17 protein-coding genes are annotated in these 13,427 nt (G+C 35.5%); 10 read left to right on the plus strand and 7 right to left on the minus strand.

Annotated features, from left to right (window positions below):
* The first annotated feature begins 69 nt into the window (after positions 1-69).
* The 4 genes from BN358_RS17780 to BN358_RS17795 all read left to right on the plus strand — a co-directional run bounded on the left by BN358_RS17780 (position 70) and on the right by BN358_RS17795 (position 3,801).
* Positions 70-474 carry a hypothetical protein gene (locus tag BN358_RS17780; RefSeq protein WP_019229875.1) on the plus strand — a complete coding sequence of 135 codons (405 nt, stop codon included), beginning with the start codon at positions 70-72 and terminating at the stop codon, positions 472-474.
* A 197-nt stretch (positions 475-671) separates the two neighbouring features.
* Entirely contained in the window at positions 672-1,850 is a 1,179-nt protein-coding gene (locus tag BN358_RS17785; protein ID WP_019229876.1) for an iron-containing alcohol dehydrogenase, read from the plus strand.
* A 61-nt stretch (positions 1,851-1,911) separates the two neighbouring features.
* Complete coding sequence (locus tag BN358_RS17790) at positions 1,912-3,402, plus strand: HD domain-containing phosphohydrolase (RefSeq protein ID WP_019229877.1); 1,491 nt, start codon at positions 1,912-1,914, stop codon at positions 3,400-3,402.
* Between the two features lie 114 nt (positions 3,403-3,516).
* Positions 3,517-3,801 (plus strand): metalloregulator ArsR/SmtB family transcription factor, encoded by a 285-nt coding sequence (locus BN358_RS17795; protein ID WP_019229878.1) that lies wholly within the window; start codon positions 3,517-3,519, stop codon positions 3,799-3,801.
* Between the two features lie 47 nt (positions 3,802-3,848).
* On the opposite strand, the gene BN358_RS17800 is transcribed toward BN358_RS17795, so the two are convergent.
* The gene (locus BN358_RS17800) at positions 3,849-4,088 is read right to left on the minus strand and encodes a thioredoxin family protein (RefSeq protein WP_019229879.1); all 240 of its coding nucleotides are present in this window, start codon (positions 4,086-4,088) and stop codon (positions 3,849-3,851) included.
* Positions 4,089-4,105: 17 nt separating this feature from the next.
* Positions 4,106-5,110, minus strand: a complete 1,005-nt coding sequence (locus BN358_RS17805; RefSeq protein WP_019229880.1) for a permease — start codon at positions 5,108-5,110, stop codon at positions 4,106-4,108.
* Between the two features lie 280 nt (positions 5,111-5,390).
* Between BN358_RS17805 and BN358_RS17810 the strand changes: the two genes are divergently transcribed.
* Entirely contained in the window at positions 5,391-5,966 is a 576-nt protein-coding gene (locus BN358_RS17810) for a DUF2703 domain-containing protein (protein ID WP_019229881.1), read from the plus strand.
* A gap of 148 nt (positions 5,967-6,114) precedes the next feature.
* On the opposite strand, the gene aspD is transcribed toward BN358_RS17810, so the two are convergent.
* Together aspD and BN358_RS17820 are read right to left on the minus strand one after the other, a co-directional pair.
* Entirely contained in the window at positions 6,115-7,743 is a 1,629-nt protein-coding gene (aspD, locus tag BN358_RS17815) for an aspartate 4-decarboxylase (RefSeq protein ID WP_019229882.1), read from the minus strand.
* A gap of 344 nt (positions 7,744-8,087) precedes the next feature.
* On the minus strand, positions 8,088-8,981 hold the full coding sequence (locus tag BN358_RS17820; protein ID WP_019229883.1) for a DUF2156 domain-containing protein: 894 nt from the start codon (positions 8,979-8,981) through the stop codon (positions 8,088-8,090).
* A 216-nt stretch (positions 8,982-9,197) separates the two neighbouring features.
* On the opposite strand from BN358_RS17820, the gene BN358_RS17825 reads away from it, so the two are divergent.
* The 4 genes from BN358_RS17825 to BN358_RS17840 all read left to right on the plus strand — a co-directional run bounded on the left by BN358_RS17825 (position 9,198) and on the right by BN358_RS17840 (position 11,932).
* Positions 9,198-9,614, plus strand: coding sequence for an arsenate reductase ArsC (locus BN358_RS17825; protein ID WP_019229884.1), 417 nt, complete (start codon positions 9,198-9,200; stop codon positions 9,612-9,614).
* Entirely contained in the window at positions 9,611-9,952 is a 342-nt protein-coding gene (locus BN358_RS17830; RefSeq protein WP_019229885.1) for a helix-turn-helix transcriptional regulator, read from the plus strand. Before BN358_RS17825 ends, BN358_RS17830 begins: the two co-directional genes overlap by 4 nt.
* 18 nt (positions 9,953-9,970) lie before the next feature.
* Positions 9,971-11,020, plus strand: coding sequence for an ACR3 family arsenite efflux transporter (gene arsB, locus BN358_RS17835; protein ID WP_019229886.1), 1,050 nt, complete (start codon positions 9,971-9,973; stop codon positions 11,018-11,020).
* A 351-nt stretch (positions 11,021-11,371) separates the two neighbouring features.
* Entirely contained in the window at positions 11,372-11,932 is a 561-nt protein-coding gene (locus tag BN358_RS17840; RefSeq protein ID WP_019229887.1) for a DNA-3-methyladenine glycosylase I, read from the plus strand.
* Positions 11,933-12,171: 239 nt separating this feature from the next.
* Here the strand turns inward: BN358_RS17840 and BN358_RS17845 are convergent, their stop codons facing one another.
* Genes BN358_RS17845 through BN358_RS25730 form a run of 3 tightly spaced genes read right to left on the minus strand, consistent with a single transcriptional unit; the run spans position 12,172 to position 12,911 of the window.
* A complete protein-coding gene (locus BN358_RS17845; RefSeq protein WP_019229888.1) occupies positions 12,172-12,459 on the minus strand; it encodes a spore coat protein in 288 nt (95 codons plus the stop codon).
* Positions 12,456-12,689, minus strand: coding sequence for a hypothetical protein (locus BN358_RS17850; protein WP_198018517.1), 234 nt, complete (start codon positions 12,687-12,689; stop codon positions 12,456-12,458). The genes BN358_RS17845 and BN358_RS17850 overlap by 4 nt, the downstream gene beginning before the upstream one ends.
* Before the next feature lie 15 nt (positions 12,690-12,704).
* Positions 12,705-12,911: a hypothetical protein gene (locus tag BN358_RS25730; RefSeq protein ID WP_019229890.1), complete on the minus strand. Its 207-nt coding sequence runs from the start codon at positions 12,909-12,911 to the stop codon at positions 12,705-12,707.
* Positions 12,912-13,048: 137 nt separating this feature from the next.
* On the opposite strand from BN358_RS25730, the gene BN358_RS17860 reads away from it, so the two are divergent.
* Complete coding sequence (locus BN358_RS17860; RefSeq protein WP_019229891.1) at positions 13,049-13,393, plus strand: hypothetical protein; 345 nt, start codon at positions 13,049-13,051, stop codon at positions 13,391-13,393.
* Positions 13,394-13,427 lie beyond the last annotated feature (34 nt).

Raw genomic sequence — 13,427 nt, forward strand, 5'->3', positions numbered from 1 at the left:
TAAAATAATCATTAAATAATTAGTCGCTTTTAGCAGCAAGAAAAATTATCAAATCAAAACGGGGGTACTATGAGAAACTTTATCAGTAAAACAGAAAAGTATTTAAAGAAAAATTATAAATACATTATGTTAATAATATTGATATTGATATTATTTATATTGAATGTAGAAAAACAAGTGAACAAAAATATTGTTGGTACTTATATTATGGGGGAAGCTATAACGGGAGAGGTAGAATATTTTGTTTTTGATAATAATAATTATTACTGCAGATATAAGCAGTTCGATGTCCTCGAAGAGGGTGAATATGAGAAAATTCATGATAACATATATGTTTTAAACAATAAGTCAAAAGAGTATATTGTCAAAAGCAATGATGAAATTTATTATTTTAATGAAGAGGACGTTTATTTTTATTACAGAATAGAAGACATACCTATATTTATTAATGTCCATCCGGAAAAAAATTATTGATCTCTTTATTTTAAAGATAGCAATAGGAAATTTGGCCTGAACAATATATGAATTTTTGAAATAAAAACTTCAAAATAAATATGGCATATGATATAATTTTTGAAATATCGTTTTACTTGTGCAGAAATTAATTATTATGTTGATTATGGATTATGCCATAGGGTATAAATTTTAGTAATAGATGGGAGGGAGGCTTTATGGAAATAACTACTGAATTAAGAAAATTCGTTGCACCTGAAATTATTACCGGGATTGATGCAAGACTGATGATAGGAAGATATATTATGCATTTCGCTTCAAAGAAACCAATGGTTGTAACAGATGCGAATTTGCTTTCTCTTCCATGGTTCATGGATATACTGGAAGAGATTAAAAATCGTGTTCCTGATTATTGTATGTTTAGTCATGTGACATCAAATCCAAGAGACAGTGAAGTCATGCAGGGAGCTGAAATGTTTATTTCTGAAAAGTGTGACTTGATTATTGCCATTGGAGGAGGCAGCCCTATTGACTGTGCAAAGGGAATAAGCATTGTATCAACCAATGGCGGAAGTATTCTGGATTATGAAGGAGTTGATGAAATAAATTTTCCCGGACCTCCACTTATTTGCATACCAACAACTGCCGGCGCATCAGCAGATGTGTCACAGTTTGCTATAATTTATGATACGGCTAATATGGTGAAGAAAGCAATTATCAGCAAGAAGGTTGTACCGGACCTTGCTCTGCTGGATGTTGTTCCCCTCATGACTTTAGAAACTTATCTCACAGCATGTACCGGTATGGATGCTTTGACTCATGCAATTGAAGCTTATGTTTCAAATGCACACTCGAATCTTGCAAATGTACATGCCCTTGAGGCCATACACATTATTGGGGAAAATATTGAGGAATCAGTAAAGAGGGAAAGAAGTGTTGATACCATGTTTAAGATGATGCTTGGTTCTCTCCACGCAGGTCTTGCTTTTTCAAATGCGAGTCTTGGGCTGGTTCATGCAATGGCACACAGCATGGGAGGGCTTCTTGATTTACCTCATGGTGAATGCAACAGCGTCTTGCTTGAACATGTTATTGACTTGAATTTTGATGCTGTGCCACAGCGTTATACAGATATTGCAGAAAAGCTTAGTTTGGAAATAAAAGACAAAAATAGTTATGAGATAAAAGAAAGTCTGATTGAAAAGATTAAAACATTGAGAATTAACCTTGGAGTTAAAGATTACGAGGAAGTAGAAGCATTGAATGATGACATTTTAGACAAGCTGTCAGATGATGCAATGGAAGACCCCTGCATAATCACAAATCCCAAAACTGTCACCAAGGAAGAGATAAGAGCAATCTTTAAAAAGATTCTAAGGAAAAGTAAGGAATTATAATGAAATATAATATTGAAAATTCAGTAAAAAAATTTATTAAAGGACGGCGGTGATTGTTTTTATGGAAAACTCATATGGCCAAAAGAACAAGAAAAATTTCAGCAGAGACTCTATTATTGGATTAGGAGAGGATTCATTTCGTAAAAATTATTACCCGGAGCTTCAGAATAAAATACAGGATCTTGAAAAAATCAATGCACGAAATAAGGCTATTATTTCAACAATTCCTGATATCTTGCTTGTGAGCAATCCCTACGGAAACATCAGTCCGGTTACAGCAGCATCAAGGAATGACGATTATATACTTAAACATTTTCTTAGCAACAGTGAAATCATGGAAACTTTAAGCAGTGCTGCACTTAAGGTGCAGCTGGGACAATCTGTTTACATAAAGGAACTGAAGTTGGAAATTGATGGAAAGTCTTATTATTATGAAGCCCGTTTTCATCAGTCAGAAAGCAATGAAATCCTAATTATGCTTCGAAACATGACGGAGCGCATCATTATGGAACATAGACTGAGAGATTTGGTTGAGAGGGATAATCTGACAAATCTTTACAACCGCAGATGTTTTGAAGAAACCATGAATAAATACAACGGAAAAGAAATAGAGAAAATAACGGCTGTATCAATAGATTTGAATGGACTCAAGTTTATCAACGACACATTGGGTCATCTTGCTGGTGATAGGATAATTATTGACACCGCAAATATTATCCGTGAAGTATTTGAAGATTATGGACATATTTCGCGCATTGGAGGGGATGAGTTCGGGGTCATACTTGAGAGTGTTGGAGAGGAACAAGTGGAAAAGCTGCTTAATACTCTTTCCTTGAAAATTGAGCAGTATAATTTTACTGCACCAAACGGCAATATGTCTGTTGCTTATGGATATTCTCACCATACAATTGGACTTGTCAATATGGAATACTTGTTTCAAGTAGCTGATAACAATATGTATCAGAACAAGCTTCTCAAGAAGGAAAGTACAAGAGGCACTTTTGTAAAAACCCTCATGAAGGCTTTGGAAGCAAAGGATTATGTTTCTGAAGGACATGTGGTGCGAATGGAAAAATTGGCTGTTCTAATAGGAGAGGCACTGCTTTTACATCAGGATCAAATGGACCGTCTGATTTTGCTGACCAAGTTTCATGATATAGGAAAAATCGGTATTCCGGACAGCATTTTGAAAAAGCCGGAAAAGCTCACAGAAGATGAATGGAAGGTTATGATGACTCACACGTCAATTGGTGAAAGAATTGCTTTGGAATCATTGGAAATTAAGGATATTGCTCCGCTAATTTTCCATCATCACGAAAGATGGGATGGTACAGGTTATCCTTCTGGACTGTCAAAAGAAGATATACCAATTGAGTGCCGTATTCTTGCTGTTGTTGACAGTTTTGATGCCATGACAAACGACAGACCTTATCACAAGGCAATGCATGAGTCTGAAGCAACAAAAGAAATTATAGCTTGCAGTGGCACATTTTATGATCCAAAGATTGTTGATATATTTTATAGCATCGCAAAAGAACTCAATCTTATTTAAATTTAACTTATTGACAATGTTGGATTTGATAAAATTCATGCATGATGTTATAATGAATGTAAATAACATTTTAACCGGAAATAAATTATTTCAACATCATTAATGAGGAGAATCATGGAAGATAAAGAGTTTGAAGAAAGTTATAAAATAATTAAAGCATTGTCAGATGTAAACAGAATGATGATAATACATACCCTCACAAGCGGTGAAAAATGTGCATGCAAGATACTGGCTGATTTTAACATAAAGCAGCCTACATTATCACACCATATGAAAATTTTAACTGAATGCGGACTTGTGGATTCCAGAAAAGAAGGTAAGTGGATGCACTATTCTTTGAATGTAGAAAAGATAGAACAGTTTCAAAATTTTATCACTGATTTAACATCAATTAAATAAATGTTATATAAAAAGAAGAGGCGTACCTCTTCTTTATTTATCATCTGCTATTTCACTTTTTGAAGTATTGCTTCTATATCTTTAGGCTTAAGAACTTTACCGTAAGACATGACTTTTTCGTCAATAACCAATGCAGGTGTCTGCATTACACCATATGATACAATGTCTTTCATCGCTTCAACTTTAATTACTTCTGCATCAATTCCTGTTGATTTGAGGGCAGCTTCTGTGTTTTCTTTTAAAGCTACACAGTTTTTGCAGCCTGATCCTAAAATTTTAATTATCATAATATTCTCCTTATAATTTAAATAAATATATACCCGAAGGCATTAAAAGCATATCCGATGATTATTATACCCACAGTTACCAATCCAAAGAAAGTCCATAAAAGTCTTGGCTTCACAACTTGTTTAAGCAATATCATTGAAGGCAGTGACAAGGCTGTAACTCCCATCATGAAGGAAAGTGCTGTTCCAAGTCCTACTCCTTTTGCAACCAAAGCTTCTGCAATGGGCAATGTTCCGAATATATCTGCATACATTGGTACACCGACAAATGTTGCTATAAGTACTGAATACCATTTGTCCTGGCCCAGAATTGCACTTATGACAGATTCCGGAATCCAGTTGTGTATTGCTGCACCAATGCCTACTCCTATTAAAATGTACATCCATACTTTTTTTATTATTGACTTAACCTGTTCTTTTCCAAAATCTATTCTGTCCTTAACTGTCAAATCTTCCTGTTCCAGATCAACTGATTTGTTTCCATATACAAAAGGTTCTACATATTCTTCAAGATGCAACTTGCTGATTATAGTTCCTCCTAATACTGCAAGCACAAGACCAACCACAACATAAGCTATAGCAATTTTCCAGTTGAAAATACTTGCCAGCAACAACACTGATGCCAGGTCAACCAATGGCGATGATATTAAAAATGAAAATGTCACGCCTATGGGCAGCCCTGCACTTGTGAATCCAATGAACAACGGAATTGAAGAACATGAACAAAAGGGAGTTACTGTTCCTAGCAAGGCTCCCAGGATGTTACCTGATATTCCATTGAATCTTCCTAATATTTTTTTTGTTCTTTCAGGAGGAAAATAGCTTTGTATATATGAAATTGCAAATATCAACACTGAAAGCAATATGAATATTTTAATAACATCATATATGAAAAAGTGAATGCTTCCACCAATTCTTTCCTGGACACTGAGACCAAAAACATTTTCTACCATAAGCTTTATTAAATTGGAAAGCCACTCCATTTTAAGTAATTGGTTATTCAACCATTGAAATATAAACATTAGTTCTCCTTTGATTCTGTATTATGATTTAGTGATTAATTTTCATTACTATACATTGACGACTATCTATTTTATTATATTCAATACATAGATAAATGTCAATATGTTTGCGAAAATTTATGACTTTAAATAAACGACATCAAGAATATTGACATATGTCTATATATAAAATATAATAAAACATAGATGAATATCGATGTTTTATATTTAAATGTATGAAAAGTATGCTTAATAAAGTAGTTTGACTGATTTTGAAATCTTGTAGTAAAGGAGAAGATAAATGGATAATGAAAAAGAAGTTTTAGGGCGTATAACCGGTATCAAAAAGAAAAGTTCATGTTGCTCAGGTTCAACCGGATGTTGTTCAAGCAAAGAGGAAGTTAAATCTGAGAGGAAAAAAATTACTATAGACTTTTTGTTCCTGGATTTAAGTGTGTGTACGAGATGTCAGGGAGCAGAAAGCAATCTTGATGAGGCTTTGAAGGATGTCTCTCATGTTCTGGAAGCGACAGGAACAGATGTTGTAATAAACAAGGTCAATGTAAACACTGAAGAACTGGCTGTAAAATACCAATTCCTCACATCTCCGACAATTCGTGTAAATGGACAGGATATACAAATGGAATACAAGGAAAGTCTCTGTGAGTCCTGCGGAGATTTGTGCGGTGATGAAGTAGACTGCAGGGTTTGGATTTATCAGGGAAATGAATATACTGAACCGCCTAAGGCAATGATAATTGAAGGAATTCTTAAGGAAGTGTACGGAGGAAGTTCAAACAGCAGTTACAAGGAAGTTGAATATGTTGTTCCTGATAACCTTAAACATTTTTACAAGGTTATGAAAGAGAATAATTAATTGTAAATATAATGGGGCTGTTGCGCATTAGTGCTTATTATCACGTCATTCTGAGGCTTTAGCCGAAGAATCTCATAATTCAAAAGATGAGATCCTTCGCTAATGCTCAGGATGACATGAATATGCTTAATTCAACAGTCCCAATTTATTACTTGGATGCTTTCCATTCTTCAACATACTTTCCTAAAATATCATAAAGGATTTCGCCAATTTTGGAATATGATTCGTCGCTTAGATTAGCCAGAGAAATTCTTATGGACCATTCAGAAGCTCCAAATCCGCTGCCGTTCATAAGCACAATGGATGATTGTTCAGCAAGACGTATGAGAATGTCAACCGGTTTGTAATTGTCCTGCAGATACCTGGCAAATTCAACGTTGTAGTTTGTTGTAGCCCATTCCAGAAGATCAAAGTGAGTGTAGTAAGCTGCATCGTAAGCATCAACATTAAGTTCCAGGCCCAATCCGTCAAACAACAGTTTTTTACGGCGGCGGCATATGCTTTTGGTTAATTTTTTGTATGTGTTTTCCTTGTCTGTTATGGCAAACAGTGAGAAGAATGCCATCTGAACCTGCTGTGGTGTGGAAAGTCCTGCAGTATGGTTGAGAGCAACCTGTCTGCTGTCGGCTATAATCCTGTCTATGAACGGAATCTTGTCAGGATCAGTTGATAAGCCGGAATAACGCCTTCTTGCTCTACCTTTTCTGTCTTCATCCTGCTCTCTCAACAGTTTGTCAAATACATTGTCTTCATATAATGCAATGGTTCCAAGGCGCCATCCGGTTACTCCGAAGTACTTGGAGTAGGAATAAACGCCAATGGTGTTGTATGGCAAATCTGCCATTATGGAAACAAAATTGTCTACAAATGTACTGTATACGTCGTCTGAAATAATCATTAAATCAGGGTTTGAATTTTTTACTATATCCTTTAGCTGCTTTACAGTCTCTGCCTTCATTGCAACTGACGGAGGATTGTTTGGATTTACAACAAACAATGCTTTGATAGACGTATCTCTCAGCTTGTCCAGTTCACCTTCAGGATACTGCCACGTGTGTCTTCCTTTTTCATCAATTTCATCAGCTGAAATATTAACGACTTCGAAATTATACCTGGGCAAATGAGGGACTTCCAGATATGGAGTGAAAATAGGAGTCATCAACGCAATTTTGTCACCTCTGGACAATATGTTGTTTGCTATGAGAGAATCGAAAATATAGCACATTCCAGCAGTAGCACCTTCAACAGCAAATGTGTTGAACTTCCTTTCCAGTGGTTCATTGTAGCAAAGCTCCTGAATCAGGTAATCATTGACTACAAGTTCCACATGGCGCAGCATTCTGTCAGGCTGAGGATAATTGTCGCCAATAATTCCATCAACAAGTTCATGAATCCAGGCATCTGCATTAAAACATTTAACGGTGATACCATAATTAATCATCTTTTTAAGCAAATTAATTCCAGGAGCCTCTGGATTGTTTTTAACAAATTCCTTGAAACGTTCAGCTATTCCTTCCTTCTTGGGCATACCTGACAGGTCTCCCTGGTTCCACGTTCTGCGGCTTTCTAGAACAGCAAATTGTCCAAATGTAAAAAAAGCTTCTCTAGGTGTTGCAGCAATCCAGTTGGGATTTCCTCTTCCTGCATCAAGCAATGAATGGGCGCTTCCCTTGCTGGAATCCTCTGCAAGGTTTATCAATTTGTCCTTAAGTTCAAAAGGACTTATTTTTCCGTATACTTTTTCAATTTCTTCTCGATGATAACTTGAATTATACATGTATCCTCCAAATAGTAATTTATATTTAAATAATTTGTTTTCAATCAGATTTAGAATGGGATGATTTTATCACAGCACTTAACAATATGGAATACATTATATAAGGTGTATTCAATAAAATGCATTTAATAATTATGACTTATTGTTTTTAAGGTTATTTAAAAAAGCGAATTTTAAATATATCTGAACAAAATAAAAAACCTCTTTATATTAAAGAGGTAGTCAATATTTAATAAACACGGGCGGACACAAGATCCGCCCCTACGCACCGTATATTAACATTTGGCTGTGAACCTGGATTTCAGTATGTAGACATAAGATTTGCCCCTGCGAACTGGTGAAGATTATTTCTTGACAACAATTCCTTTTTCGGCCATAAAAGCAGGGTAGTAGGATTCCTTTGCTTTTCTTAATCCTTCAACGCCCATGTCTTCTTCGCGGTTTACGTAAGTAAAGTTTCCTGCAAGTTCGTTTATGATGAACTGCTGATTTATCATCTGATATGCACCGTCTATATTAGAAAATGCCTTTTCAAAATGTATTATAAACATGTCATCACCAGATTGTTCACCCAATGTTAAAGCTATGATTTTTCCTTCTAATCTGATTATTCCGCCGAGCATGTTCAGTTCTTTTCTTAATTTAAGGCCTTTTATGAGCACACATATTTCATCTGCCTTGGATTTATCTTCGCAGCAGCCGTTCTGTGTACACCATTCCTTTACCATATCAATGCATTCAGGGGTGTTTTCGTCAGTTATTTTTTCATAGGACCAGTCTATGTGCGTTTTCTTGAACTTGTTCACATGATTTTTCTTGCCGTGGTACTTCTTGCCTGAAAGATTTTTTAAATCTTCAACATTGTACACATAGTCTGCATTGTCCCTTTGATAAGAAATTTCAAACATTCCGGGATAAAGATTTTCTATTTCCTCAAACATGGAAGGGTCTACAACGTTCAATTTGAACTCCTTGTCATGTTTTTTGCAGTAATCAAACAACCATTCAAATGATTGCTTTAAATCACCTTTTCCTGCAGGGAATGTGAAATATTCATCGTTGCCTTCGACAAACTTTATAAAAAGATTATCTCCTGCGACTGCAAACTGAGTGTTGTAAACATCTGACCATAATATGAGGTTTCCGACGCTTAAGTCGCATACCCTGTACTTTCTAAAACTTAAATATTCAGTCAGTATGTCTTTATGCTCTATAGTAATTTTTTTAAATTGTTCCATATGTACCTCTTTTGTTTTTTTGTATCCAGCTTATGTATATTTTAATACCATTTTAAAAGAATAGCATTAAACATAGATTGTTGTCAATGTAATAAATAAAAATTTAATTATGATAAGTAGTGTTTACAAAAAAATTACATTTTATTTACAAATTTCATATCGACATATGAGCATATGTTGATATAATATATATACAACAATAATCAAGGAGGATATATGAACAATAAACCGAAAGTAGCATTTATCTGTGTGCATAACTCATGCAGAAGCCAAATGGCTGAAGCACTTGGAAAGCATATTGCAGGAGATGTTTTTGAAAGCTATTCAGCAGGAACTGAAACAAAATCTCAAATAAATCAGGATGCAGTAAGATTGATTAAAAAGATTTACAATATAGATATGGAACAAACTCAATATTCTAAATTGATCACTGAACTTCCTGAAATTGATATAACAATTAAAATGGGATGTAATGTAGTATGCCCGTTTATTGACAGCAAGTACGAGGAAGATTGGGGTCTTGATGATCCAACAGGAAAAAGCGATGAGGAATTTGAAAAAATAATAGCAGAGATTGAAAAGAAGGTTAAAGAGCTTGCACATAAAATTTCAAATGAGGGGTATATGATTTGATAGAAATATTAAAAGCTTTATCAGATGAAACAAGGCTGCGAATTTTTGCTCAGATTCTAAAAAACGAAATGTGTGTATGTGAAATTGAAGAGTGCCTGGAGCTTACTCAGTCCAATGCCTCAAGGCATCTAACCATTCTCAGGAGAGCAGGCATTTTGGAAAGCTACAAAAATGCAAAGTGGACATATTACAAAATAAACAAAGAATTTATAAGAGAAAACAAGGAATTATATGATTATGTTATTAATAAAATAAGTCAGCTTCCTTGGTATGAATCAGACTGCAGAAATTTTGAAAACTGCAGGAAACAGGATTTGTGCGCGCAAAATAAAAAATAATAGAGTTGGAGGAATATTATGGGTAGTGAAAATTCATCAGGAATAGGATTTTTTCAAAAATATTTATCGCTATGGGTGGCCCTTTGCATGATTGTTGGGGTTCTCATTGGCAGGTTTATGCCGGCTTTGCCTGCATTTTTAAACAAGTTTGAATATGCAAAAATATCAATACCAATGGCCGTGCTCATTTGGATAATGATTTATCCAATGATGATGAAGGTTGATTTCCAGAGCCTGAAAAATATCAGAAACAATCCAAAAGGTCTGTATATTACATGGGCTACAAACTGGCTTATTAAACCGTTCACCATGTATGCAATTGCTTCATTTTTCTTTTATGTTGTTTTTAAAAATTTCATTGCTCCTGACTTGGCAAAGGAATATCTTGCAGGTGCCATACTACTTGGTGCCGCTCCTTGTACGGCCATGGTCTTTGTATGGAGCACTCTGACAAAGGGTAATCCTGCATACACAGTGGTACAGGTTGCAACAAATGACCTTATTATCCTTGCAGCATTTGTTCCCATAGTAAAATTCCTGTTGGGAGTAAGTGATGTAAGTGTGCCTCTTGACACATTGATATTATCTGTTGTGCTGTTTGTTGTAATACCTCTTGCCGGAGGAATACTTACAAGAATAAATGTAATAAAGAAAAACGGCATTGAATACTTTGAAAATCAGTTCCTGTCCAAGTTTGACAATGCAACAACTATAGGACTGCTTCTTACATTAGTTCTGATATTCTCTTTCCAGAGCGAAGTAATACTTAACAATCCTCTGCACATTGCTTTAATAGCAGTGCCTTTGACGCTGCAGACATTTATGATTTTCTTCATTGCATATCTGGCATGCAAATTCGTGAAGCTTCCTTATGACATTGCCGCACCTGCAGGAATGATAGGTGCATCAAACTTCTTCGAACTTGCAGTAGCCGTAGCCATTGCGCTTTTTGGTCCTACATCTCCTGCAGCCCTTGCAACAACCGTAGGCGTGCTCACAGAAGTTCCAACAATGCTGTTGCTGGTTAAGATAGCAAACAACACAAAGAGCTGGTTTCCAGCAAGATAACTATAAACAAAACATTCCCGGAGACAGGAAGGTTTTATATTAGCGGGAAGCAGGCAGCGACTCTGGTATGGGAGAAAATCCGGATCAATTGGTAAAGATATTTGACATTATGGAATAAAAAGACAGAATATTTCCGTCTCAGTTTGATGGCAAAGTAAATTTGGACGTTGTCATTCTGAGGGGTAGCCCGAAGAATCTCATGTTTTCAATGAAGATGAGATTCTTCACTATCGTTCAGGATGACAACGCCGGGGTTTGTCATAAATTTAAGGTGGAAAGTTTCCGTCTTTTTTGTTGCATGTATGGAGAATTTGGTGTATTTTTAATTACAAAGATAAAAGGGGTGTTAAGATGGACAGATGCGATTGGTGCGGCGACAATGAGCTGTATGTAAAATATCACGATGAAGAATGGGGAGTTCCTGTACATGATGACAGGAAACATTTTGAGTTTCTTGTGCTTGAATCGGCACAGGCAGGCCTTAACTGGCTCACCATATTGAAAAAAAGAGAAAATTACCGCAAAGCATATGACGGATTTGATTATATGAAAGTAGCAGAATATGATGAAAATAAGGTTGAAGAACTCATGCAGGACAAGGGAATAGTAAAAAACAGGCTGAAAATTAACGCTTCTATTAACAATGCCAAATGTTTTATGGAAATTCAAAAGGAATTCGGAAGCTTTGACAACTACATCTGGGGATTTACAGGCAATAAGCCTTTGGTGAACAACTGGCAGGATATTTCTCAGGTTCCTGCATCCTCTAGCCTTTCGGATCAGGTAAGCCTGGATTTGAAAAAAAGGGGATTTAAGTTTCTCGGAACAATAATTGTGTATTCCCATTTGCAGGCAACAGGTGTTATCAATGACCATATAACAACATGCTTCAGACATGGTAGCGTTCTTTGACAAATGTTTCAAATAACTAATGTTAGTAGCCAGTTATTATCCACGGTTATCTTTTTAAGCATAACGCTTGGGGTTATTAGCTGCATATTGAACTATCAGAGGAAAGTGCAGCTGCAAGTCAGGAACTATCAGAGCAATCAAATAATCTTAAAAAATTAGTTGGAAAGTACACATTGAAATCCGTCAACACTGTTGTGTAAACAAAAGGGCATTCGCTGCTATAGCGAATGCCCTTAATGTTACATTATTGCAGTTCTTGCATCCTGCATATCAGTCTGCATTTGCTGCATTGGAGATGCATATGCCTGATACCAGCCTTTATATAAAGCAATATCAGATAGTCTGTGATGGCTTACAACACAGTTATTCAGCTGTGCCCCAAGCATTTGCCTAAGCTGAGGATTTGTGGTTTCGGCAAGAGCCATTGTGAGTCCAGTCAATCCAAACTTGGAATCCTTCAGCATGTCAAATGCTATGTCCTTGTCACTTAAGCTCATATTGTTTCCCATTAAATCCATTAAACTCATTTCATACCTCCATTGTTCATAGCTGAGCCTGAAGCAATAAATTGCTGCAACTGCTCAATGCTTCTTTGTTTAGAATTCATTGCTTCATTCATAAACTGTTTTAGTTCATTGTCCTGAACAATGGACATATTCGCTTGAAGTTTTTTTAAACAAGTGAGTTCTGATCTTAATAGTTCATGAACTTCAAGAGTTTCATGAGGGGCTAGCGTATTGTTTTGTAAATTCATCATATCTCTCCTGCTTGATTATCTTCTGTTGTTGTCGTTGTTATTGTTGTTATTGCTGTTTCTTAAATCATTTCTGTTGTTATCATTGTTCTTGTTGTTGTTTCTTAAATCATTGTTGTTCTTGTTTCTTAAATCGTTGCTATTGTTGTTTCTTTCGTTGTTTCTGTTGTTATTATTGTTGTTGTTTCTGTTGTTGTTATTGTTGTTGTTTCTGTTATTATCCATCTGTTTCACCTCCTGAGAAAAGTATTTACAAAATTTTTTTAACTATGCAATATAAATAACAATATTGTTTTCATATAAAAGAATAAAATCAAATCTTTTAAAAATAATAAAAGCATGACAAAAATCTAGAGGTAATCATGCTGCTCATAAAAAACGGTACAGTTTTAACTATGGCCGGAGTGACTTATAAATCCGGATGTGTATTGATTAATGAACATAAAATATTAATTGTTGCAGAAAAAATCGATGAAAGTAAGTACAACATCACAACGACTATAGATGCAGAAGGATTTTGGGTAATGCCTGGAATTATAGATGCCCACTGCCACATAGGAATAACAGAGGAAAAGAAAGGCTTTGAAGGAGATGACTGCAATGAAATGACAGAACCAATCACGCCATACATAAGAGCCATCGACGGCATAAACCCCATGGACTCAGTTGACTTTGTTATTATTTTAATTTTTCTTGACAAATGTTGAAAACTCAATATTTTGTTCATATTTCAACATTAAC

The sequence above is a fragment of the Sedimentibacter sp. B4 genome, from assembly GCF_000309315.1.
GTDB classification, from domain to species: domain Bacteria; phylum Bacillota; class Clostridia; order Tissierellales; family Sedimentibacteraceae; genus Sedimentibacter; species Sedimentibacter saalensis.